The 21,478-nt window shown below is 46.4% G+C and carries 25 protein-coding genes and 1 riboswitch; of the genes, 3 read left to right on the plus strand and 22 right to left on the minus strand.

Annotated elements, in window-relative coordinates; genetic code table 11:
- Positions 1-28: 28 nt before the first annotated feature.
- The 12 genes from AC1DN5_RS11800 to AC1DN5_RS11855 all read right to left on the minus strand — a co-directional run bounded on the left by AC1DN5_RS11800 (position 29) and on the right by AC1DN5_RS11855 (position 11,178).
- A complete protein-coding gene (locus AC1DN5_RS11800; RefSeq protein WP_016939132.1) occupies positions 29-1,810 on the minus strand; it encodes an ATP-binding protein in 1,782 nt (593 codons plus the stop codon).
- Positions 1,807-2,529, minus strand: coding sequence for a DNA-binding response regulator ResD (gene resD, locus AC1DN5_RS11805; protein WP_003153397.1), 723 nt, complete (start codon positions 2,527-2,529; stop codon positions 1,807-1,809). The genes AC1DN5_RS11800 and resD overlap by 4 nt, the downstream gene beginning before the upstream one ends.
- An 80-nt stretch (positions 2,530-2,609) precedes the next feature.
- Positions 2,610-3,785 (minus strand): c-type cytochrome biogenesis protein CcsB, encoded by a 1,176-nt coding sequence (gene ccsB, locus AC1DN5_RS11810; RefSeq protein ID WP_366969211.1) that lies wholly within the window; start codon positions 3,783-3,785, stop codon positions 2,610-2,612.
- 18 nt (positions 3,786-3,803) lie between these two features.
- Complete coding sequence (resB, locus tag AC1DN5_RS11815) at positions 3,804-5,432, minus strand: cytochrome c biogenesis protein ResB (RefSeq protein ID WP_366969209.1); 1,629 nt, start codon at positions 5,430-5,432, stop codon at positions 3,804-3,806.
- Positions 5,429-5,968 (minus strand): thiol-disulfide oxidoreductase ResA, encoded by a 540-nt coding sequence (gene resA / locus AC1DN5_RS11820; RefSeq protein ID WP_045925489.1) that lies wholly within the window; start codon positions 5,966-5,968, stop codon positions 5,429-5,431. Before resA ends, resB begins: the two co-directional genes overlap by 4 nt.
- Positions 5,969-6,052: 84 nt before the next feature.
- Positions 6,053-6,787: a 23S rRNA pseudouridine(2605) synthase RluB gene (gene rluB, locus AC1DN5_RS11825; RefSeq protein WP_016939136.1), complete on the minus strand. Its 735-nt coding sequence runs from the start codon at positions 6,785-6,787 to the stop codon at positions 6,053-6,055.
- A gap of 92 nt (positions 6,788-6,879) precedes the next feature.
- Positions 6,880-7,416, minus strand: coding sequence for a spore maturation protein SpmB (spmB, locus tag AC1DN5_RS11830; protein ID WP_003153387.1), 537 nt, complete (start codon positions 7,414-7,416; stop codon positions 6,880-6,882).
- A gap of 4 nt (positions 7,417-7,420) precedes the next feature.
- The gene (locus AC1DN5_RS11835) at positions 7,421-8,011 is read right to left on the minus strand and encodes a nucleoside recognition domain-containing protein (protein ID WP_003153385.1); all 591 of its coding nucleotides are present in this window, start codon (positions 8,009-8,011) and stop codon (positions 7,421-7,423) included.
- The gene (locus AC1DN5_RS11840; protein ID WP_366969208.1) at positions 7,999-9,150 is read right to left on the minus strand and encodes a D-alanyl-D-alanine carboxypeptidase family protein; all 1,152 of its coding nucleotides are present in this window, start codon (positions 9,148-9,150) and stop codon (positions 7,999-8,001) included. The genes AC1DN5_RS11835 and AC1DN5_RS11840 overlap by 13 nt, the downstream gene beginning before the upstream one ends.
- Positions 9,151-9,263: 113 nt before the next feature.
- On the minus strand, positions 9,264-9,749 hold the full coding sequence (locus tag AC1DN5_RS11845; protein ID WP_016939138.1) for a DUF3907 family protein: 486 nt from the start codon (positions 9,747-9,749) through the stop codon (positions 9,264-9,266).
- Between the two features lie 90 nt (positions 9,750-9,839).
- Positions 9,840-10,433 (minus strand): SMC-Scp complex subunit ScpB, encoded by a 594-nt coding sequence (gene scpB, locus AC1DN5_RS11850; RefSeq protein ID WP_198697823.1) that lies wholly within the window; start codon positions 10,431-10,433, stop codon positions 9,840-9,842.
- The gene (locus tag AC1DN5_RS11855; RefSeq protein WP_016939140.1) at positions 10,423-11,178 is read right to left on the minus strand and encodes a segregation/condensation protein A; all 756 of its coding nucleotides are present in this window, start codon (positions 11,176-11,178) and stop codon (positions 10,423-10,425) included. Before AC1DN5_RS11855 ends, scpB begins: the two co-directional genes overlap by 11 nt.
- A gap of 208 nt (positions 11,179-11,386) precedes the next feature.
- Here AC1DN5_RS11855 and AC1DN5_RS11860 point away from each other — a divergent pair, with 208 nt between their 5' ends.
- Positions 11,387-11,476 (plus strand): YjcZ family sporulation protein, encoded by a 90-nt coding sequence (locus AC1DN5_RS11860; RefSeq protein WP_016939141.1) that lies wholly within the window; start codon positions 11,387-11,389, stop codon positions 11,474-11,476.
- An 86-nt stretch (positions 11,477-11,562) separates the two neighbouring features.
- A complete protein-coding gene (locus AC1DN5_RS11865; protein ID WP_047475701.1) occupies positions 11,563-12,084 on the plus strand; it encodes a DUF309 domain-containing protein in 522 nt (173 codons plus the stop codon).
- Positions 12,085-12,149: 65 nt separating this feature from the next.
- Here the strand turns inward: AC1DN5_RS11865 and ribT are convergent, their stop codons facing one another.
- The 9 genes from ribT to AC1DN5_RS11910 all read right to left on the minus strand — a co-directional run bounded on the left by ribT (position 12,150) and on the right by AC1DN5_RS11910 (position 18,810).
- The gene (gene ribT / locus AC1DN5_RS11870) at positions 12,150-12,524 is read right to left on the minus strand and encodes a GNAT family N-acetyltransferase RibT (RefSeq protein ID WP_003153373.1); all 375 of its coding nucleotides are present in this window, start codon (positions 12,522-12,524) and stop codon (positions 12,150-12,152) included.
- A 116-nt stretch (positions 12,525-12,640) separates the two neighbouring features.
- The gene (gene ribH / locus AC1DN5_RS11875) at positions 12,641-13,105 is read right to left on the minus strand and encodes a 6,7-dimethyl-8-ribityllumazine synthase (RefSeq protein WP_003153372.1); all 465 of its coding nucleotides are present in this window, start codon (positions 13,103-13,105) and stop codon (positions 12,641-12,643) included.
- A 32-nt stretch (positions 13,106-13,137) separates the two neighbouring features.
- Positions 13,138-14,334 carry a bifunctional 3,4-dihydroxy-2-butanone-4-phosphate synthase/GTP cyclohydrolase II gene (locus AC1DN5_RS11880; RefSeq protein ID WP_366969207.1) on the minus strand — a complete coding sequence of 399 codons (1,197 nt, stop codon included), beginning with the start codon at positions 14,332-14,334 and terminating at the stop codon, positions 13,138-13,140.
- A gap of 14 nt (positions 14,335-14,348) precedes the next feature.
- The gene (ribE, locus tag AC1DN5_RS11885) at positions 14,349-14,996 is read right to left on the minus strand and encodes a riboflavin synthase (protein WP_366969206.1); all 648 of its coding nucleotides are present in this window, start codon (positions 14,994-14,996) and stop codon (positions 14,349-14,351) included.
- On the minus strand, positions 14,977-16,092 hold the full coding sequence (ribD, locus tag AC1DN5_RS11890) for a bifunctional diaminohydroxyphosphoribosylaminopyrimidine deaminase/5-amino-6-(5-phosphoribosylamino)uracil reductase RibD (protein ID WP_366969205.1): 1,116 nt from the start codon (positions 16,090-16,092) through the stop codon (positions 14,977-14,979). The genes ribE and ribD overlap by 20 nt, the downstream gene beginning before the upstream one ends.
- 131 nt (positions 16,093-16,223) lie before the next feature.
- A riboswitch (FMN riboswitch) is annotated at positions 16,224-16,370 on the minus strand.
- Between the two features lie 119 nt (positions 16,371-16,489).
- A complete protein-coding gene (locus AC1DN5_RS11895; RefSeq protein WP_016939146.1) occupies positions 16,490-16,834 on the minus strand; it encodes a hypothetical protein in 345 nt (114 codons plus the stop codon).
- 246 nt (positions 16,835-17,080) lie between these two features.
- Positions 17,081-17,641 carry a signal peptidase I gene (gene lepB / locus AC1DN5_RS11900; RefSeq protein ID WP_064779053.1) on the minus strand — a complete coding sequence of 187 codons (561 nt, stop codon included), beginning with the start codon at positions 17,639-17,641 and terminating at the stop codon, positions 17,081-17,083.
- A 95-nt stretch (positions 17,642-17,736) separates the two neighbouring features.
- Positions 17,737-18,228: a CcdC protein domain-containing protein gene (locus AC1DN5_RS11905; RefSeq protein ID WP_016939148.1), complete on the minus strand. Its 492-nt coding sequence runs from the start codon at positions 18,226-18,228 to the stop codon at positions 17,737-17,739.
- Between the two features lie 150 nt (positions 18,229-18,378).
- Positions 18,379-18,810, minus strand: a complete 432-nt coding sequence (locus AC1DN5_RS11910; RefSeq protein WP_366969204.1) for a peptidylprolyl isomerase — start codon at positions 18,808-18,810, stop codon at positions 18,379-18,381.
- Between the two features lie 283 nt (positions 18,811-19,093).
- Between AC1DN5_RS11910 and AC1DN5_RS11915 the strand changes: the two genes are divergently transcribed.
- Positions 19,094-19,996, plus strand: coding sequence for a DUF1002 domain-containing protein (locus tag AC1DN5_RS11915; RefSeq protein ID WP_016939151.1), 903 nt, complete (start codon positions 19,094-19,096; stop codon positions 19,994-19,996).
- Between the two features lie 46 nt (positions 19,997-20,042).
- Here the strand turns inward: AC1DN5_RS11915 and lysA are convergent, their stop codons facing one another.
- Positions 20,043-21,362 (minus strand): diaminopimelate decarboxylase, encoded by a 1,320-nt coding sequence (lysA, locus tag AC1DN5_RS11920; protein WP_016939152.1) that lies wholly within the window; start codon positions 21,360-21,362, stop codon positions 20,043-20,045.
- Positions 21,363-21,478 lie beyond the last annotated feature (116 nt).

Consider the following 21,478-nt stretch of genomic DNA (forward strand, 5'->3'; position numbering starts at 1 on the left):
TCGTATGGAACAAGATTGTTCGTCAATTTCAGACGCCATCCTGCACTTTTGTCGGAATATAAAATGTAAATGTCGTTCCTTTGTCAATGCTGCTGTGCACCGCAATTGAGCCGCCGTGGGCTTCCACGATATTTTTCACGATGGCAAGTCCGAGTCCGGTTCCTGCCCTGCCCCTTGTTCTCGCCTTGTCCGCTTTATAAAAACGTTCAAAAATAAAAGGCAGGTCCTCTTCAGGTATTCCCGAGCCGGAATCTTTAATATCGATTTTCAAACCGTCTTTCACGGTCTGAACCGCGATATGAACGTTTCCGCCTGACTCTGTGTGACGCAGCGCATTATCTATAAGGTTGGTAAACACCTGCTCCATTTTGTCTTCGTCAAAAACACACTCCGGCTGAGACACGGCAATGTCTTCTGTAAGCGAAACCTCTTTTTCTTTCGCTACACCGGAGAATTTCCGGGAGATCTTCTCCAGAAATTCATGCAGATTCACCGTCTCATAATGCAGGCCCGTATGTCCGGATTCCATTCTGGCCAAATCCAGCAAATCATTGACGAGCCGGCCCATGCGAAGGGATTCATCATAAATGATCTGCGCGATTTCTTTTTTCTCCTCTTCGGTGCTTGCAATGTCGTCCACTATTGCTTCGCTGTATCCCTGCAGCATAGAAATCGGGGTTCTGAGTTCATGACTGACATTGGCAATGAAATCTTCACGCAGCTTATCAAGCCTGCGCTCTTCGGTCATATCACGGAGCACGGCTACGGCGCCGCGGACGTGTGATTCCGCATAAAGAGGCGACATTAATAAAACCCATGACCTTCCTTGAAGCGTCATCTCAATCATTTGCTCTTTTTCTGTGCTTACGGCATTTTGGAAAAGCTCTTTTGCCTCAGGCGGAAGGTTGTCTCCTTCTTTAATATTCATATTCTGCTCATAATACCATGCCTGCAGAAATCGTTCAGCCGGCGGGTTAGTCACCAAAATGGTGCCGTCGATATTGATGGTGATAACTCCGTCTGCCATACTGCTTAAAATATTGGACAGCTGTTCTTTTTCCTGATTCAGCGCGTTGATATGAAAATTGAGCTGCCGGCCCATCTGATTAAAGGCGATGGCAAGCTCCCCGATTTCATCTTGAGTAAGAATCGGAATCTTTGTATCAAACTTTCCTTTCGCCAAGTCCTGGGCGCCTTCCCGCATTTTCCGAAGCGGGTATGTCACCCTGCTGGACAAGAAGAAGGCGAAAAACGTTGTCAAGACAATGGCGATGCCCGCCGCAAGAAAAATATAGCGTGTCGTATGTTTCGTCGTATCTTTGACGGCAAGCAGCGACTGAGATAAAAAGACCATGCCTTTTTTGCCGTCTTTTTCATACGGCACTCCGACGATCAGCCGTTCGTTATCCGAACCGGCATTGTTGGGCACCGCGCGTTTGCTTACTTTTTTGCGGTCTGTCAGCGCCTTGTGCAGATCCCGGTCGTGTTTGATCTGTTCCAATGTAATAGAGGATAAATGATTATCGTCATTGGGCGAATACCAGACATGCTTATCATCCTGAATGATCGCGATGCTCGTTAAATTGTCCGCCAGCTCCCACGTGATGGATCTGGCAAGCGGCTGGTCTTCATGATTTTCTATAATGACCGCAATTTTATCGGCAAGCTGCGTTAAATCTTTTTCCGCTTCTTCTACGTGGTAATTTTCTATAAACTCCAGAAGCAGCACCGTTAAAATAAACAAAACAATTAATACGAGTGAAAGAATGGTAAACCAAAGCTTTCCTACTACGCTTTTCCAAAACTTCATTCAGCGCCTACCTCGAATTTGTATCCGACTCCCCAGACGGTAACAATTTTTTTCGCCGCTCCCGGGGATACTTTGTTTAATTTTTCACGGAGCCGTTTGACATGAGTGTCAACCGTTCTCAGGTCACCGAAGAATTCATACTGCCACACTTCTTTTAAAAGTTTTTCTCTGTCATACACTTTGTCCGGTGTTTTTGCCAGAAAGTACAGCAGTTCATATTCCTTCGGCGTCAGGCTCACCTCTGTGCCGTCCGCGGTCACTCTATGAGCATCGTGATCGATGGAAAGATGTGAAAAGACGAGCACATTTTTTGTCGGCGTATTGGCTGTCAGATAGGATGTTTGGGAAGCTCTTCTTAAGAGCGCCTTTACCCGGAGCACCACTTCTCTCGGGCTGAAAGGCTTCACGATATAATCGTCCGTGCCAGCTTCAAACCCCTGGACGCGGTTGGCTTCTTCCCCTTTTGCCGTCAGCATGATAATCGGCGTCGCTTTTTTTTCTCTGAGCTGCCGGCATACTTCTATTCCGTCCGTTCCCGGCATCATTAAATCCAAAAGCACCAGATCATAATCTGATGCCAACCCCATTTTAATGGCCTCATCACCGTTTTCCGCTTCTTCAATCACATAGTTTTCCCGTTCAAGGTACATTCTTAAAAGGCGTCGAATTCTGGCTTCATCATCTACTACTAATATTTTAGTTTCATTTGTTTGATCCATCGTTTTCCCCCTGCTTTCCTTCTGTTACTATCATTTTAACAAACTGTACGGCTGCTTGAGAACTGTATCGGCTTTCGGCTCTATGCGTACGAATGAAGTCCGGCAAGCACGAGATTCACAAAAATTAAGTTAAACATAATAATGGCGAAACCGATGACGGCAAGCCACGCGGACTTTTCGCCATGCCAGCCTCTCGACAGCCGCAAGTGCAAGTACGCTGCGTAAAATAAAAAGGTGATCAGCGCCCATACTTCTTTCGGGTCCCAGCCCCAAAAACGCGTCCATGCAAGCTGCGCCCAGATCATCGCAAACACAAGCGCGCCGAGCGTAAATACCGGAAAGCCGATAGAAACGGCGCGGTAGCCGACTTCATCTACCAAGTCCAGATTCACATTTTTGACGAGCGGGCTTAAAAGAGCGCTGATTCTCTTTCTGAATATCAGTCTGAGGGCGCCGTATAAGACGAGACCCGCGCCAAACGACCAGATCACCGTATTGACCTTTCTGCCTGAAAAAATAGCCGGAAGCTCAATAAACGGCTTCATCGCGCCTTCTGTAAGCAGTTCTCCCTCATGCGGGCCGACAAGCGCAGGCATATCATATATCATGACGCTTTTGGCGTCTTTTTTATCCACCCAATTAAATTCGGCTTTGTAGTCCGCCAGCCGGAATGCCGAGGTGACGGCGATAAATGCCACGGTCGTCACGATAATAAACATGATGAACTCGAGCCAGAACGTTTTTTTGACCGGTCTGGACTGGTCGACATGCTTTAACAGGAAAATGACGCCGGCTACAAAGCTGATCGCAAGAATCGCCTGCCCGAGCGCCGCCGTCGTGACGTGAATGTACAGCCAATTGCTCTGCAATGACGGAATAAGCGGCGTAATATCGGCGGGAAACATGCTTGCGTACGCGATCAGCAAAAGCGCGACAGACAATGTGAACATGCCTAAAGACGGCAGTCTGTAAATAAAGTAAATAATAATAAAAGCGAGAACAAGCATCATGCCGAATGACGTTGTAAATTCAAACATATTGCTGACAGGCGCATGTCCGCTTGCCGACCATCTCGCAATGAAGTAGGCGAGATGGCAAAGAAATCCGACAATGGTTAACGTGATTCCGATAGCCGACCAGCGGCCCTTACTGTCCTTTGCGCCTTTTGTTCCCCGGATGGCGCCGCCGAAAACCGGGACGGCGATTAAATAAATCAAAAAGGCAGCATAAAGAAAATTTGCGCTCAGCTCCGCCATGACACCACTCCTTTTTCATTAGGCCTGATTTTTGACCAGTTCTTTTTGATCGGCCGGTTCTTTAATCTCCGTCCCGCTAAGAACATATCCGATATCCTTTTTCAAACCGAACCAGTTTTTGTTCGTATGCCCTGCCACAAGCACTTCGCTGTCACCGGTTTTGATCCAGATCCTTCTGTGCTGCCAGTACATCCCTTGAATGACACCGATCATAAATATCGCGCCCCCGACGGCAAGCACCCATAAGGTTAAATCTTTTCTGACGGTGAGACCTGTAATGTTTTTCGTTTCCACATGGTCGAATTTTAATTTGTACTTGTTATTTGCGGAACCTTCAACAGTCTGCTGAATCGCAACAAAGCTTTTCTCCCCTTTCGGCTTGTCAGGAGCCGTGACTTTAAAGACGAAAGCCGGATTGTTTGGGACCTTTGTTTTCGTGCTCGGTTCTCCGTCCTTATTAAAATAAAAATCGGGAAGATAACTGGCAATCTGCACTTTGTAACCGTTACCAAGATCATAGTCCGTGTCGGGATCAAGAAGATTGATCTTCAGTTTGCCGAATGACCGTTTTGTTTTTTGGTCGATCAGCTGGAATACCATCCGATCGAGCTGGTTTTCTTTATAGTCCACCTGATACACAGAATAGGAGTCAAACCGCAGCGGTTCATTGACGCGGATATCGTTTTCTTTGACTCTTTTAAGCTTTGGCTTTTCACCGAATACGATGTCGCCCTCCCTCTTGTACAAAACCGCATCCGTTGTGAAGGATTTTGCGACTTTGCCGTTTCCGGCTCTGTCAATGGCATCGGCGAATACTTTTTTCTCAGTGTTTTTATTATACGTCTCCATGGTGAACCGGTTGTTTTTTAAGTAATATTGGCCGTCGGTGCCGGGAATCTGGGCGGTTTCGCCTTCACGGACCCAGAGCGTTTCATCGACGTACATACCGGGTACAAATCTCAGCATGGCTCCGATCAGAAAAATGATCAGGCCGATATGATTAACGTAGGGGCCCCACCTTGAAAAACGGCCCTTTTCTGCGAGAATACTTCCCTCTTGTTCCCGCACTCTATAATGCTTTTTTTTCAATCGTGATCTGATGCCATCAGCCGTATCCCCGCTCAGCTCAGTTTCTGTCCGGCTGTATAGACGCTGCCGTCTTAAAAAGACCGGATTCCGCTGAACGCCTTGGTTTTTCAGCGCCCTGTACAACGGAATCACCCGATCCAGGCTGCAGATGACAAGTGATACGCCGATTGATGCGATCAAGAGCATATACCACCATGAACCGTACAGGTGATGAAACCCCAGCAGATAATACAATTGGCCGATTGTGCCGTACTGCTGTTCATAGTATGTATCCGGCTGAGCGCCCGGCGGCAGATAAGCTTCCTGCGGAAAAACCGTGCCGAATGCCGACGCCGCCAGAGTAATGACGATCAGCCATATTCCGACTTTAACGGAAGAAAAGAAATTCCATACCTTATCTACAATTGTTTTGTTATATGTTTGCGAACGTCTTGCGCTGCCGTCGTACCGCATATCGGCAAGCGGCGACTTTTGATCATCAAGCGGCTTTCCGCATGACTCGCACAATACCGTCCCGGCTGGATTCACGTGTCCGCATTCACATTTGACCTTTTTCATGAAGACGCCTCCGGCTTAATTAAATTCATATAGTCATGAACCATGCGTTCTGTCATCGTGCCGGTCACCACTTTCACGACTTTTCCGTCGGGATTGATCAAAAATGTCGTCGGGATAGGCGAAACGCCGTACGCGTCCAGCACTTGCCGGTCAGTATCAAGCGCAACAGGGAAATTGACGCCGTATGTTTTCATAAAATTATGTACTGCAATTTTTGATTCGCCGACATTTACCGCAATCACCTCGACACCGAGGTCTTTAAAATGCTTGTATTGATTCTCCATATAGGGAAATTCCTGCTTGCACGGCTCGCACCACGTTCCCCAGAAATTCAGAAAAACACCTTTTCCTTTTAACTGACTCAGTTCTATGAGTCTGCCCTCTGTATCTTTCAGCGCGAAATTCGGGGCTTTGGACCCCTCAGATATACGCTCGCCGTTTGAGTAAACAGCATTATAGACGGTATATCCGAGCGCGCAGAGTAAGATGAGAAGGATGCCGGTCCGAATGAATAAACGCCGCCGTTTTTTGTTCATTGTACACTGCTCCCCTCCCCTGCCTGCAAATCCATTCAATTATATCATCTTCGCGTTTTGTAATTTTTGAAGGTTATGTGAAAATTAGAAAGCGTTTTTACCGTGTTCAGCTAAAGCCCGCAGCCTTTTCACCTCATGCGGCGTCAATTCTCTTGCGTCTCCTGTGTGAAGGCCTCTTAAATCTAAAAAGGCGTATTCTTCACGTTTGAGCTTCAGCACGTCATGACCGATCGCCTCAAACATGCGGCGGACCTGTCTGTTCCGTCCTTCATGAATTGTCAGCTGAATAATGCTCGTCTGCTTTCTTTTGTCCAGAGAAAGCATTTTCGCTCTGGCCGGCGCTGTCTTGCCTTCTTCAAGCTGAATGCCGCGCTCAAGCTTCCGCAGAAGTTCCTTGGAAGGAATCCCCTTCACTTTGGCGACGTACGTCTTATCAATTTCGTATTTCGGGTGCATGAGTTTGTTGGCAAACTCGCCGTCATTTGTCAGTAATAAAAGACCGCTCGTATCATAATCAAGTCTGCCGATCGGATAAATACGCTGCGGCACTTCTTTGAAAAAGTCGGTTACCACTTTCCGCCCTTTATCGTCATCAGAAGCTGAGATCACTCCTCTCGGTTTATAAAGCAGGAAGTACACGGGTTCTTCCCGCTCCACCTTTAATCCGTTTACTTCAATCTGATCAGAACCGGTCACTTTTACGCCGAGCTCTGTTATTACTTTTCCATTCACCTTTACTTTTCCTTCTTTTATCAGCTCTTCTGCCTTTCTGCGTGATGCCACGCCGGCATGAGCAATAACTTTTTGCAGTCTTTCCATGTCGTTCACCTCAAGTATAATCTTACTTTTTTCCCCTTGAACAAACAAGCTTTTTCAAGGAGCATTATTCTGATATATAAAAAGCGCCTCAATCAGGCGCTTCCAAATAATAACGTAACTATGATGATTGATGCAACCACCCCGATCAAATCAGCAAGAAGACCAACCTTTAAAGCATCCCCCATTTTTTTGATGCCGACCGCACCGAAATACACAGTCAGGACATACAGCGTCGTGTCAGTCGATCCCTGCATGACCGACGCCAGTCTGCCGATAAATGAATCAGGCCCGTACACGGCGATCAAATCCGTCGTCATGCCGAGCGCCGCCGTACCCGAAATCGGACGGATCAGAGCAAGCGGCACGACCTCTGCTGGAATACCGAGCGCCGTAAAGAAAGGCTTGCAGAGCCCCATGACAAAATCAAGCGCGCCCGAGGCCCGGAATACGGTTATCGCCACAAGCATCCCGACCAAATACGGAATGATGGAAAACGCAATCTCAATTCCTTCTTTTCCGCCTTCAACGAATGATTCATAAGTCGGCACTTTTTTGATCGTGCCGTATATCAATATACCGGCGATAATAATCGGAATCATGGCTAAAGACAGCCAATTCACCATTTCCATTCGCTTACCTCCCTTTTCTTTTGCGGCGGTACCAGAAGTAGCGGTCAATGAAAATCGCGCCGATACCCGAAATTAAAGTCGCTAAGATGGTCGGTCCGACGATATCGGTCGGTGATTTCGCCGAATAAGCCATGCGGACGGCAATGACGGTTGTCGGTATCAATGTAATGCTCGAAGTATTTACCGCCAAAAAGGTAATCATGGAACGGCTGGCCTCAGACTTGCCTCCGTTCAGCTTTTTCATCTGCTCCATGGCTTTAATGCCGAGGGGCGTCGCCGCATTTCCCAATCCGAAAAAGTTTGCCATGAGATTTGATAAGATGTATCCCATTGCCGGATGATCAGGGGGGATATCAGGAAACAGCTTAGAAATAAACGGACGGCACATTCTGCTGAATATATCCAAAAGACCGGACTGCTCAGCTATTTTCATCAGGCCGAGCCAGAACACGAGGACGCTCATTAATCCGAACGAGATCGTAACCGCTTCTTTCGCTCCTTTAAAAACCGCTTCATTCACATCCTGCAAGGTTCCGTTAAACATCGCAAAGACCAGTCCGATTACCGTCAGACAGACCCAGATTAAATTGACCATGCTGAACCGCCCGCCGCGCTCATAAACAGGCTCGTAAACGTTTCAATGAAATGCTTTTTCGGTTTTTTAAGGTGCTCGTTTTCATAATAGACGGGGACCTTGGCGATCACTTTCCCATCATGCATAACAGTCATCCGGCCGACGACATCAGGAATGAGAGAAGCATCCTTTTTCCAGGCTTTTTTCGGCTTTATTAAGGTTGTGCTGATTTTCACATCATCGATTTCATCCTCTTTTAACAAATACTTGACATCCCGGGAAATAAAAGCGTGTTTTCCGTAAAACGTCTTTTTCAGCTTCGGGATGCCGCCTTTTTTGGCGACGATATAGGTTTTATAGTGCTCAAAGACATAATTAAACATATTCATATGGTCATCCCAGTCATCCGGATCATTTATGGTGACTGCGATAAGATCCGTTCCGTCTTTTGAAGCCGTCGAAACGAGTGTCCGTTTCGCGATTTTTGTGTAACCCGTTTTTCCGCCTGTGCTGTAACGATAAAGCCCTGTCAGAAGCTTGTTTTTATTTTTCCATACCCGGTCCATCGTTTCCGCTTTATACACTTTGGTGCCCGAAACAGTTCGGTATTCCTTGATCTTCATCGCGTATTTAGTCAAAAGGGCCATATCATACGCCGTTGAATATAAATTTTCATGGTCGTCCAGCCCGTGGGGGTTTTGAAATTTTGTATTATCCATTCCGATTTGCTCGGCTTTTTGGTTCATCATAAATACAAAACCGTCAAGACTTCCGCCGACATATTCAGCAATGGCCGCAGCGGCGTCATTTCCTGACCTCAGCATAAGCCCGTAAACGAGATCTTTCAGTTTCACTTTTTGTCCCGGCTGAAGATAAATGGCTGAGCCTTCCGTTTTTACGGCATTCGGCGAAACCGTCACCATCTCTTCCATCTTCCCTGATTCAATCGCCAGCACCGCCGTCATGATTTTCGTAATGCTCGCGATCCGCCGCTTATGGTGTTCGTCCTTAGCAAACAACACCCTGCCTGATGCACCGTCGATAATAATTGCGCTTTTTGCGCTGACATGTATTTGGGCATGTGCCGTATTTCCGTCTGTAATGGAAAACAAAATAACAAAAGTCAAAAGAAATACGGCAGCTTTTTTGAGAAAGCGCATGAATGCTCACGTCCTTGTTGTGGGTTTGTACAAGTTTATGCGCATGTCCATGACTTATGAATACCAATTGCATCTCTTTTACGTAAAAAAACTCTCCCTTTTGGGAGAGTTTTTTATCTGGATGATACCATATTCGAGCCTGATGCTTCATATTGCGCCAATTCTTCACGCATGCGCAGAAACTCACTGCTCAGTGAAAGCAGAAGGCTCCGCAGCGAATCGGGCACATGCTGATAAAATTCAATCGCACTTTGGCCTGTATAAGCGGCGCGGCTGTTTTCGTACCACGTATCCTTTTTCGGCATGAAAAATTCTTCCACGCACTGATGATACACCTTATAAAGCGTTTTTTCCGCTCTCGCCTCATGAAACGGCTCCTGCATTAAGAGCCGGCGGCAGGCTTCCTGGGCGCCTTCGCAAAAGACGGTCATCCTTCTCAGCACACTGAGCACGTCGCGGCAGTATGCCTCATCCGCCTTTCCAGAAGCCTGCATTTCCGGTAATGTCGTATGATTTAAATAACTGTTGACCATCGTGACAACCTCGGCTAAAAATTCACCAGTTTCTTCAGTATGGGCCCTCACAATCGAATTTCCCATTTCCGTCCGTTTCCTTCCTCTCTTGTACTTCGTCAATTTGCGTTATTCATCAATGGCCTTTCCCTATTATCGTATGATGAAAAACCGTTATTATTTAATATCCTCAAAAGTTTGGTTGAAGTTTTCAAAGAATAAGTCGGCTTCCTCATGGAGAACGTCTTCTTCCGCATTTTCAGGAAGAGGCGGAAGCTCGTCCAGTGTTTTCAAGCCGAATTGTTCAAGAAATACCGGGGTCGTGCCGTATAAAATCGCCCGGCCGGGACCGTCGGCGCGTCCCACCTCACACAGCAGCGCTTTTGACACGAGACTGTGCAGAATCCGCTCAGACTTCACGCCCCGGATATCTTCAATTTCCGCCCGTGTAATCGGCTGCTTGTATGAAACGATCGCCAGCACTTCTAAAGAAGCCTGTGACAGTCCCTTTGACGGCACCTCGATTAATTTTTTCAAATAAGGCACGAATTCTTTTTTCGTTGCAAGCATATACGTATCCGCATATTCGGTCAGCTCAATGCCCCTGCCGTCTTCCTTGTACTGGGCGGCCACTTCTTCCATGATTCCGGCCAGTTCCGCTTCTTCTATTTCAAGCACCGTCACCAATTGCTTTTTGGTCAGCCCTTCATCACCCGCCGCGTACAGCAGGGCCTCCACAATCGCTTTCCAATTCACGATATCAAGCGCCATGAATGGATTCACTCCCCGTAATGTATATATCTGAAAAGTTTTCTTCCTGTTCGATGATAATCTGCTGATTCTTCATCAGCTCCAGAACGGCTAAAAACGTCACGACGAGATGGTCTTTTTGCCGAGAAGGAAAAAGCTCCGTAAAGTTGATTCTTCTTCCCGCCGTCTTTAAGCTTTTTACGATTTCGTTCATTCTGTCTTCAATCGGTATTTCCTGTCTTGTAATGGTGGTTTCTTTCGGCCGCGAGATTTTTTTACGCTGAAGCACCTTTTGAAACGCACCGATCATGTCATAAACGGTCACCGACAGCCTCTGCTCCGTCTGTTTGATTTCTTTTGCATACTCACTTAAATCACTCGGCGGCTTTGTAAATGACTTTTGTCTTTCTTCTTCCCGCTCTTTTAAATCCTTCGCAGCGGTTTTATATTTTCTATACTCAATCAGCTTTTCAATCAGTTCGTCCCGAGGGTCTTCCTCTTCAAGCATTTCATCTTCAAACAGCTCTTCCTCTTGTTTTGGAAGCAGCATTCTGCTTTTAATGCTGAGAAGCGTCGCCGCCATGACCAGATATTCACTGGCGACATCAAGTTCAAGCACTTGCATTGTATGTACATATAATAAATATTGTTCAGTAATGGTTGCCACGGGTATGTCGTATATGTCGATTTCAAGACGGTTAATCAGATGAAGCAGCAGGTCCAATGGGCCTTCAAACGTATCAATTTTCACTTGATATTCTACCATTATCTCACCATTTTCAATATCACTCTCATTGCCGGAAAAACTGGCTACCCTTTAGTATAATCCACCGAAATGCTCTCGTCCAATACTTTTCTAATTGTGCTTCGTTATTTAGAAAATACTGAAAAAAGAAGGTATACGCCTATACCTTTAAAGGCGGATGCACATATGATAGCCGTGTAAACATGAAACAAAGGGAGGCTGATTTCAGATGGGCGGAGCTTGTTTCGGCGGAGGTTTTGCATTAATTGTCGTTCTGTTTATTTTGCTTATTGTCGTAGGGGCATCTTATATCTGCTAGTTCTTCACGTTTCAGACACCAAGCCGCTCTTTTTTTCCTTTTCATAACGCTGTGGTACACTGGTTTTAGCAAAAGGAGGAAGCGGCTTGTATCCAAAAGCTTATATCGGCTTTTTGGCCGAATTTCACGCATCAAGAGATTATTTTGAGTGTCATGAACTGTTAGAAGAATATTGGAAAGAAAGCCCGCCTGAGGAGCGGAGCATTCATTGGGTCGGCCTGATTCAGCTAGCCGTCGCTCTGTATCACCAGCGGAGGGGAAATGAAGCCGGGGCGAAACGGCTGATCGCCAACAGCTTACGCATTCTGAGGGCTGAAAAACAGGCTGTCAGCTCTCTCGGCCTCAGCCATCCAAAGCTGATAGAGCTGATAGAATCGCTGTCAGACGATATAAAAGCCGGCCGGCCGTACAAAAGTGTTATGCTGCCGATTACAGATGACACTCTGAAAGAAGCGTGTCTTGCCGAATGCCGCCGCAAAGGCTATACATGGGGGCAGGCCGGCGTATCAGATACCTTTCTTATTCATAAACACCGCCTGCGGGACAGGACGGATGTCATTAAGGAACGCGAACGGGAAATGGAGAGAAGAAAAAAAAGCAGAGGCTGACGGACAGCCCTGCTTTTTCTGCATAAAAACAGCTCCCGAAACCGTGAAGATTCCGGGAGCATTTGTCAGTTATTATATGAAATATCCTGATCTTTTTGATGTTGACAGCGTTCAAAAAAGCTTTGCGTTAATTCATTCGGAACGAGTGCCTCCGTTTTGAACAGACGTTTTAAGGCGTCCATCATTTGCTTTCCGATTCCTTGATGGCGGTGAGAAGGATTCACGCTGATATGGCGGATTTCAACCTCTGAGTCTTTTTTTTCGACTCCGATCGCTCCGACGATATCTTCATCCTCTTTCCAAAGAAAGAGCTGGCGGCCAGTATCCGTTTCATAGTCCTTTATTGTCTGCTGAAGCTGCTTGAGATCTTTTTCATTCGGCATAAATGACAGAAGACCCATTGCAATCTTTTCAAACGATTTTTTATAACGAATTAACATAAAAACCCCTCTATATCCAAAATGTCCATTCATGTCCTAGCAAACGGATGAATAAAGGCGATCCGTTTCCTCACATTATATCATTTTCGCCGCTGTTTTAAACGCTTTTCAACAAATTATTCAAATGAACGGTTTAGATTCGCCATTTCAATGGCGGATACTGCGCAATCCGCTCCCTTATTTCCGGCTTTTGTTCCGGCGCGTTCGATCGCCTGCTCAATGGTTTCAGTCGTTACGATACCGAAGATAACCGGGACGCCCGTCGCCGTGCCCGCTTGAGCGATGCCTTTTGCCGCTTCGTTGCAGACATAGTCATAATGCGTTGTCGCTCCTCTGATCACCGTGCCGAGTGTAATAACGGCATCGTATTTTTTCGTTTCCGCCATTTTTTTTGCCGCAAACGGGATTTCAAACGCTCCCGGCACCCAAGCAACGTCAATGTCATTTGATTCTACACCGTGGCGAAGCAATGTATCTTCCGCTCCGCTTAACAGCTTGCTCGTAATAAATTCATTAAATCTGCCGACGACGATTCCGATTTTAAGTCCTGTTCCTACTAAGTTACCTTGTATGATATTCATATGTTATCCATCCTTTTTTGTGAGATTTGTTTTTAGAAATGAAGCAAGTGTCCGAGTTTGTTCATTTTGGTTTGTAAATAATTCCTGTTATGCTCACCCGCCTCCATTTGAAGCGGCACCCGTTCTGAAATGCTCAGTCCGTATCCTTCAAGGCCGGCGATTTTCCGGGGGTTATTGGTTAAAAGTTTCATATGCTGAACCCCCAAATCGCGGAGAATCTGGGCGCCGATCCCGTAGTTGCGCAGGTCAGGCAGAAAGCCGAGCGCTTCGTTCGCTTCAACCGTGTCATACCCCTCTTCCTGCAATCGATACGCTTTCAGCTTATTGATTAAACCGATTCCTCTTCCTTCCTGACGCAAATACAATAAGACGCCTCGGCCCGCTTCGGCAATTTGCGCAAGCGCGGCATGAAGCTGAGGCCCGCAATCACAGCGGTGGGATGCAAACACATCGCCCGTCAGGCATTCTGAGTGCACTCTGACAAGAACGGGTTCGCTGCTAAACGGGACATCGCCCATAACAAAGGCGAGGTGTTCTTTTCCGTCAACCTCGTTTGTATATCCGTAAACCCGGAACGTGCCGAAGTCAGTCGGCAGCGTAATGTCAACTTCTCGGTTCACAAGTGTCGTAATGTTGTAACGGTATTCTATTAAGTCTTTTATCGTAATCATTTTCAGCCGGTGGCGTTTGGCGATTTCTGATAACTCCGGCACTCTGGCCATTGTGCCGTCTTCATTCATAATTTCACAAATGACGCCCGCTCCTTGAGAGCCGCATGCTTTTGCAAGGTCAACGGCTGCTTCCGTGTGGCCCGCCCGCTTCAGGACGCCTCCTTTTTTTGCGATTAAGGGAAAAATGTGGCCCGGACGCTGAAAATCGTCAGACACAGATTCCTCGTTCAACAGCGCCTGAATCGTAAAAGAACGTTCTTGAGCGCTGATTCCTGTTTTTGTCAGTCTGTGGTCAATGCTGACCGTAAACGCGGTTTCATGTGAGTCCGTATTATGATCGACCATCGGGTGAAGATCCAGCCGGGCGGCAATATCTTCAGAAAGCGGCGTGCAGATCAGGCCCCTCCCATGGGTCGCCATAAAATTGACCACTTCAGGTGTGGCATGCTCAGCGAGCGCTAAGAAATCTCCTTCATTTTCTCTGTCTTCATCATCGACAACGATGATGACTTCACCTTTTTTCAGCGCCTCTAACGCCTCTTCTATTGGATGAAACATATTGATCTTCCTTTCTAAAAGCCGTTCTCGCTTAAAAAAGCTTCTGTGATCGTTTGATTGCTTTTCGTTTGTTCTGTTTTGTGCAAAAAGCGGTATAAATATTTGCCGATCATGTCACACTCAATATTTACAGTCGAACCGACTGTTTTCGTCTGAAAAACCGTTTCTGAGATGGTATGCGGAATAACGGATACCGTCACGCTTTCGTCTGATAAACCGAAAATCGTCAGGCTCACGCCGTCTACCGTAATCGAACCTTTCAACACGAGCGTTTTCGTCAATTCGGGCGAAAGTTTCAGATCGTAATAAACCGCGTTGCTTTTTTTCTCGATCCGGGTAATTTCCGCCGTTCCGTCCACATGCCCGGATACAAAGTGGCCGCCGAAGCGTCCGTTGGCGGACATCGCTCTTTCCAGATTGACTTTGCTGCCTTTTGACAAGCCGTTCAGTGAAGTGGCTTTTACGGTTTCCGGCATGACATCAACTGTAAATTGTTTATCAGAAAATCCGGTTACGGTCAGGCAGATGCCGTTTACCGCGATGCTGTCGCCAAGTTTCACATCGCTTGTCACTTTTGAAGCGGCGATGGTTAATGCCATGGAAAGGCCTGTCTTTTTGATTGCTTGGATCGTGCCTGTTTCTTCAACGATTCCTGTAAACATCGTCACCATCCTTTCCGTCTTTAGGTATGGCCGTCAGTTTTATATCCGGCCCGATTTGGGTGATTTGTGTGAATTGTAAATGGGGGACATCTTTCATTGATTGAAAACCTTCACCGGAGATCAAGCTGGGAGCAAGCGTTCCTCCGATTAATTTAGGGGCGAAATAGAAATGAAGCTCCTCGAAACAGCCTTCCTTGACAAAACTTCCGTGTACGGATGCGCCGCCTTCCACATAAACGGACATTATGCCGTTTTCAGCGAGAATGCTGAGCACCTCAGGAATGTGAATGCGGTCTGTTTCAAGCGAAAAGACTTTTATTCCGAGTGCGGTCAGCCGGTCTTTCTTTTGCACGTCAGCGTCTTTGGCCGTAAATATCCATGTCGGCGCGGCGCCGTCAGTGACCACATTTGCCGTTTCCGGAATGGTCAGCTTTGTATCGAGAATGACTCTGACCGGCTGCTTGACCGCATCGGGCAGCCTGCAGGTCAGGCTCGGATTATCGGCTTTGACTGTGCCTGCTCCGACAAGAATGCTTTGATGCGATTTCCTGTATTGCTGGGCATCAAGCCTTGCCGCCTCTGAAGTAATCCATTTGCTGTCACCGGTTTCAGTCGCTGTTTTCCCGTCAAGGCTTGCGGCCGCTTTCAAGGTGACATACGGAAGTCCGGTCCTCATGAAGTGAAGAAACATTTTATTCAGCTCTTCTGCCTGCTGCCTGAGAATCCCGGTTTTCACTTCGATGCCCGCTGCTTCCAGCATTCTGATGCCTTTTCCGGCGACTAGCGGATTTGGATCCCTCATAGCGACAAATACCCTTTTTATCCCCGACTTTATCATCAGTTCGGCGCATGGCGGTGTTTTTCCGTAATGGCTGCAAGGCTCGAGCGTCACATACATATCTGCGCCTTTTGCGTGACTGCCTGCCATATTGATCGCGTGCACTTCCGCATGGGCTTCTCCGTATTGCAAATGGGCGCCCATTCCGACGATCTGGCCGTTTTTGACGACGACAGCACCGACAAGGGGATTGGACTGCGTCTGCCCTTCACCGCGTCTGGCAAGCTCTATTGCCGTATTCATATAATATTCTTCCATCGTTATCCCTCCCTTCTTCCACGCAATTTGGCGTCAAAAAAGCCCCGAATGTTTACACAGTTCGGGGCTTTGCCAGTTTTAATCCATAGGAAATAAGACTATACAGTATGATTATTTTTTGCATAGCTTCTCTCATCCTTCTCCCATCCAGACTTTCACTGTCGGCTTCAGCTTTTCACTGAATCCACCGTATACAGATGCATACGGGTCACGGGCTGTAAAGCGCAAAACGCCTTATTACCGCCGGTCGGGATTTTCACCCAGCCCCGAAGGATACAATCAATATTTTTTTGTCCTTATCCGCTATTATAACATCCTTTGCGGCAGGCGCAATGAATTTGCACCTGCTTTTTCAGAAAAATAAAAAGCGCCCCTTTCCCAAAAAAGGCGCCTTTACTTATTCGTTTACTTTAACAACCTTCAATAAGCCGTCAATCCGGTTTGATTTGCTGAAATACGCTTTAATCTTATCTCCTTTTTTCACATCGGAGAGATCCTGCTTCAGCTTGTCGCCGTTAAAAATGATTTTTGTGCCGTTTGCTGCCGTGCCGTGGTATTCGGTTCCTTCTATTTTCGTAATTTTATATGTTTTCACTGTATATTCTTCTTTTTCCTGAGACAGGGTTTGTCCGATAGCCGTCGGCACGTCTTTCAGCTCAATATCGTTTATGACCATAAAACCGCCCGCCAATAACAGCAGCAGTACAAGTAAAATGGCTGCTTTTGTTTTAATTCTTCCCATTTTTCTACCTCCAGCCGTATCAATCTATTCATTACTATGTCATATTCCTTTTTTTCATGAATAGAAAACCGTTCTTCCCTGCGTGAGTTATTCATATAACGTTTCGTCAAGGGAAGATGTTTCATGTATCTGTAAAACTTTCTATCTATTAAATAGATATACGAATTTATGTTCTGTTTTTGTGGGTAGGGAGATTAATTTATATAAAAAAAAGCAGTTTTCTCATAAAGAAAACTGCCGTACGGTTTATTTCGTCTTGCGGATTTCGTTAAACGGGAAGAAGACGAATTTTGATGTGCCCGCGATTTGTTTTTTCGTAAAAAGACCGAGGCCGTTGCGGCTGTCCATAGATTCTCTGCGGTTATCACCCATGACGAAATATTTGTCGTCCGGCACTTTCACCGGGCCGAAGTCTTCCGTCAGCCGGTCATAGCCGTCTTGCTTCGCTTTTTTCTTGTTTGCCGCTAAATACGGTTCGGACACTTTTTTGCCGTTGATGTACAGCTGGTCGTTTTTCATTTGCACCGTGTCGCCGGGAAGTCCGATAATCCGTTTGACATAGTGTTCATTTTCTCCGTTCAGAACGACGATCTGGCCGCGTTTGAAGTCGCTTATGTATTTGACCGTCATATTGACAAAGATCCTCTCGCGGTCATGCAGCGTCGGTTCCATTGATCTTCCGTCAACGAGATAAGGAGCAAATAAAAAGTTGCGGATGAGCAATGCGAGAACGACAGCGATGATAATGGCTTTCGCCCAATCAAGTACGGCGCTTTTTTTAGAAGTTTTTTCTTTTTCTGATTTCAAGTGATTTCCTCCCAATAGCCATGGTCGTTTTTATTTTACCATGAATCCCTGCACAGAGGGCAAATAAGCCCCGCACCTCATCCATTTTTTTCATTTTATAAGCCGGATCTGCTGATTTTACGGTATTTTACGAAGCTTCCGATCCGCCAAATGCACAAATACACAAAAGCAAGCTCCATTGTTAAAACGGCAAATTCCGTCGCGTCAATGTTTTTGAAATATTGACTGAGTACGATACGGATCGCAATAATCGCGATAATGACATATTTAAAGTTTTTATTCCGCTTAGAGTACACAAAGCCGTCTTCCCGGATTTCATATGCGGTTTGCGACAGCATGATGAAGCCAAATACTGCGCCTAACAGCCCGGCGATGGCGAGCTCCCAAACAGCGGGAAGATGAAACGGCTTTCCGGGGATATTCATGAGCTGGCTGATGCTCAATGAAAAAATGACGGCGATAATCAAAAGCGGGAGAATGATGCCGAAGCCGCCGCCTTTAATCGGCCTGTTTCCTTTTTTCAGCCTGAACCAAAAAATAAGTGCGATAATGATAATGACAAATAAAACGGTTGCCAATTGAACCAACGTTTTTACCTCTTTTCATTCTTGTAATCGGTCTTTTACACTATACCAGAGTGACTGCCGAAGTTCATATATGTATTTTTTCATGATTTACACATGAGAATTTTCATATACATAAAAAAACCCGCCTCCAAAAGGCGGGTTTTTCCGTCATTAACCTTCTACACGGACTTCTTTCATTTTGTCTCCGTTAGACATGTTTTTCGCGTGCTCTAAACCGCTTGTCACTTTTCCGAATACAGTATGAACGCCGTTTAAGTGCGGCTGCGGGTCATGTACGATGAAGAATTGGCTTGAACCCGTGTCTTTACCGGCATGCGCCATTGATAAAGAACCGGCTTCGTGCTTATGCGGATTGCCTTCTGTTTCACATTTGATCGTTTTTCCGCTTCCGCCCATGCCTGTCCCAGTCGGATCTCCGCCTTGGCTGACAAAGCCCGGAATCACACGGTGGAAAATAACGCCGTCGTAGAAGCCTGTATTCGCCAGGTTTTCAAAGTTAGCGACTGTATTAGGCGCTTCATTCGGATAAAGTTCAAATTCGATTCTGCTGCCGTTCTCCATTTCGATGTAACCAGTTTTCATTCTCATTCCTACTTCCATATGTTTTTTGTCAAAGCCTTCTTCAATATGAATTTCAATTGTAAGCCGGCTTTCTTTTTGATATTCTTTTGAAGGAAGATGCGTCTGCTCTTCTTTTCGCGGCTATTATACCACACCTTCAGCCGGAAAACGAATCTCCCCGCTTCCAAAGAAAGAAAATGAAACCAGAACAGCATCACAGCCGTCTATGTAACGGAACTGCTTCACGCAGTCCCTCACAAACCGCTTCAAAACGGCATTTGTGAAAAGAAGGAGGTTAACCGCTTTGAAAAAAATGTGGATTGGATTGCTGGCGGCGGCCGCAGTATTGTGCACAATACCGAAAATCAGCCTGGCCGATGCCGCAGTCGGAGATGTTATCGTCACACTGGGGGCAGATCTGTCAAACGCAGACCGTCAGAAAGTGCTTGACGAATTAAATGTCCCTGATAACGCGACAAAGGTGACAGTCACGAATAAAGAAGAACATGAATATCTGGGAAAATATATATCGAATGCCCAAATCGGCACAAGAGCCATTTCTTCATCATCCATCACGGTGGAAAAGAAAGGGTCCGGACTTGACGTCCAAACCCATAATATTGATTCCATTACGGATGAGATGTACTTAAACGCCCTGATGACAGCAGGCGTGAAAGATGCAAAAGTATACGTGACGGCGCCGTTTGAGGTATCAGGAACCGCCGCATTGACAGGAATCATTAAGGCGTATGAAGTGTCATCAGACAAAGCGATTTCAGAAGACGTAAAACAGGTCGCCAACCAAGAGCTTGTCACAACTTCAAATCTCGGGGAAAAAATCGGAGATAAAAACGCCTCCGCGCTTATCGCAAACATTAAAGACGATTTCGCGAAAAACGGTGTGCCCGATACAAAAGAAGGAATCGAGAAAAAAGTCGATGATGCGGCATCAAACCTTAACATTACACTGACTGACGCTCAAAAAGACCAGTTAGTTTCATTGTTTAATAAAATGAAAAATGCCAAGATTGATTGGGGCCAAGTCGGCAATCAGCTCGATAAGGCAAAAGACAAAATCACAAAATTCATTCAATCCGATGAAGGCAAAAGCTTTATTCAAAAAGTCATTGATTTCTTCGCTTCAATTTGGAATGCGATCGTGTCTGTATTTACAGGAGACAGCGGATCAACTTCTTCAAACAGCTGAGACAAAAAAGAGACCGGACTCCATTGTCCCGGTCTCTTTTTTTTATTTATTGTTTGACCCCCGTCTTAAACGGCAGATCCAGCTTTACGATGTCTTCATAAGTTTCCCTTTTAATGACAAGATGCGCTTCGCCGTCTTCCACAAATACGACGGCAGGCCGCGGAATGCGGTTGTAGTTGTTAGCCATGCTGTACCCGTATGCTCCCGTGCAGAAGACGGCGAGAAGATCGCCTTCTTTCACTTCCGGAAGATCTATATCCCAGATGAGCATATCTCCGCTTTCACAGCACTTACCCGCAATGGACACCGTCGTGTCGTGGTGTTCTCCGATTCTGTTTGCCGAAACGGCTTCATATTTGGCCTGATAAAGCGCAGGACGGATATTGTCGCTCATGCCTCCGTCAACCGCTGCATATTTACGGGTGCCGGGAACTTCTTTTTGCGAGCCGATGGTATAAAGCGTCGTTCCGGCGTCGCCGACGAGCGAGCGCCCCGGTTCAATCCAAATTTCCGGAATGTCAAAAGCATGCAGCGCTGCGTTTTCTTTTACAGCTTCGATTATTTTTTCTACGTAGACGGCAGGATGAAGAGGTTCATCCTCTTCCGTGTAACGGATGCCGAAGCCGCCCCCTAAATTCAGCACTTCAGAGACGAAACCGAAAGATTCTCTCCATTCACTCAGTTTTGCGAAGATTTTTTCTGCGGCCAGCACAAAGCCCGCCGTATCAAAAATTTGTGATCCGATGTGGCAGTGAACACCGAGAAGATGGATATGGTCTGACTGCAGCACTTGCTCAATCGCCTTTTCTATTTGCCCGTTATGCAGATCAAAGCCAAATTTGGAATCTTCCTGTCCGGTCGTAATATAATCATGCGTATGCGCCTCTACCCCCGGGGTGATGCGCAGAAGCACATCCATGGTGCGACCTGATTTGCTGCACAGTTCCGCGAGTAAGGATATTTCATAAAAATTATCAACGACGATGCAGCCGATTTGATGATCGAGCGCCATTTTCAATTCTTCTCTGCTTTTGTTATTGCCGTGAAAATGAATCCGGTCAGCCGGAAAACCAGCCGAAACCGCCGTAAACAGCTCTCCGCCGGATACAACGTCCAGTGAGAGCCCCTCCTGCTCAGCAAGCTGTATCATTGCAACGGAGGAAAACGCCTTGCTCGCGTATGCGACCTGCGCTTTTAAATCCGCGTCAATGAATGCCTGTTTAAAGCTTTTAGCGCGCTCACGTATTAAAGCCACGTCATAAACATAAAGAGGCGTGCCATAATGCTCAGCTAAATACAGGGCATCCACACCTCCGATTTCCAGATGACCTAGTTTGTTTTGTCTGCTTGTGCCATGTAAGAACAATGCTCATTCCCTCTTTCTGATCCGCATATGGGTGAAAAGGACAGCTTTTTTTGAGCTGTCCTTATACAAGTCCCGCATAAGTTAAGACATACAATATCATAATCTTCTGTCGGTTT

Source organism: Bacillus sp. 01N42_2 (assembly GCF_056399565.1).

Excerpts from the sequence above, each read along its gene's own strand:
- ribT (WP_003153373.1), bottom strand. The coding sequence starts at position 12,524 with ATGTTAATTCGTTATAAAAAATCGTTTGAAAAGATTGCAATGGGTCTT.
- resD (WP_003153397.1), bottom strand. The coding sequence starts at position 2,529 with ATGGATCAAACAAATGAAACTAAAATATTAGTAGTAGATGATGAAGCC.
- resB (WP_366969209.1), bottom strand. The coding sequence starts at position 5,432 with ATGAAAAAGGTCAAATGTGAATGCGGACACGTGAATCCAGCCGGGACG.
- scpB (WP_198697823.1), bottom strand. The coding sequence starts at position 10,433 with ATGGCGCTTGATATCGTGAATTGGAAAGCGATTGTGGAGGCCCTGCTG.
- ribD (WP_366969205.1), bottom strand. The coding sequence starts at position 16,092 with ATGGAAGAATATTATATGAATACGGCAATAGAGCTTGCCAGACGCGGT.
- AC1DN5_RS11800 (WP_016939132.1), bottom strand. The coding sequence starts at position 1,810 with ATGAAGTTTTGGAAAAGCGTAGTAGGAAAGCTTTGGTTTACCATTCTT.
- rluB (WP_016939136.1), bottom strand. The coding sequence starts at position 6,787 with ATGGAAAGACTGCAAAAAGTTATTGCTCATGCCGGCGTGGCATCACGC.
- AC1DN5_RS11880 (WP_366969207.1), bottom strand. The coding sequence starts at position 14,334 with ATGTTTCATCCAATAGAAGAGGCGTTAGAGGCGCTGAAAAAAGGTGAA.
- AC1DN5_RS11860 (WP_016939141.1), top strand. The coding sequence starts at position 11,387 with ATGGGCGGAGCTTGTTTCGGCGGAGGTTTTGCATTAATTGTCGTTCTG.
- AC1DN5_RS11835 (WP_003153385.1), bottom strand. The coding sequence starts at position 8,011 with ATGGTCAATTTAATCTGGGTCTGTCTGACGGTAATCGGACTGGTCTTT.
- ccsB (WP_366969211.1), bottom strand. The coding sequence starts at position 3,785 with ATGGCGGAGCTGAGCGCAAATTTTCTTTATGCTGCCTTTTTGATTTAT.
- ribE (WP_366969206.1), bottom strand. The coding sequence starts at position 14,996 with ATGTTTACAGGAATCGTTGAAGAAACAGGCACGATCCAAGCAATCAAA.
- AC1DN5_RS11840 (WP_366969208.1), bottom strand. The coding sequence starts at position 9,150 with ATGCGCTTTCTCAAAAAAGCTGCCGTATTTCTTTTGACTTTTGTTATT.
- AC1DN5_RS11845 (WP_016939138.1), bottom strand. The coding sequence starts at position 9,749 with ATGGGAAATTCGATTGTGAGGGCCCATACTGAAGAAACTGGTGAATTT.
- resA (WP_045925489.1), bottom strand. The coding sequence starts at position 5,968 with ATGAACAAAAAACGGCGGCGTTTATTCATTCGGACCGGCATCCTTCTC.
- AC1DN5_RS11855 (WP_016939140.1), bottom strand. The coding sequence starts at position 11,178 with ATGGTAGAATATCAAGTGAAAATTGATACGTTTGAAGGCCCATTGGAC.
- AC1DN5_RS11910 (WP_366969204.1), bottom strand. The coding sequence starts at position 18,810 with ATGAAAACTGGTTACATCGAAATGGAGAACGGCAGCAGAATCGAATTT.
- spmB (WP_003153387.1), bottom strand. The coding sequence starts at position 7,416 with ATGGAAATGGTGAATTGGCTGTCTTTAGCCATGATTCCGATTATTATC.
- AC1DN5_RS11895 (WP_016939146.1), bottom strand. The coding sequence starts at position 16,834 with ATGGGAAGAATTAAAACAAAAGCAGCCATTTTACTTGTACTGCTGCTG.
- ribH (WP_003153372.1), bottom strand. The coding sequence starts at position 13,105 with ATGAATATCATACAAGGTAACTTAGTAGGAACAGGACTTAAAATCGGA.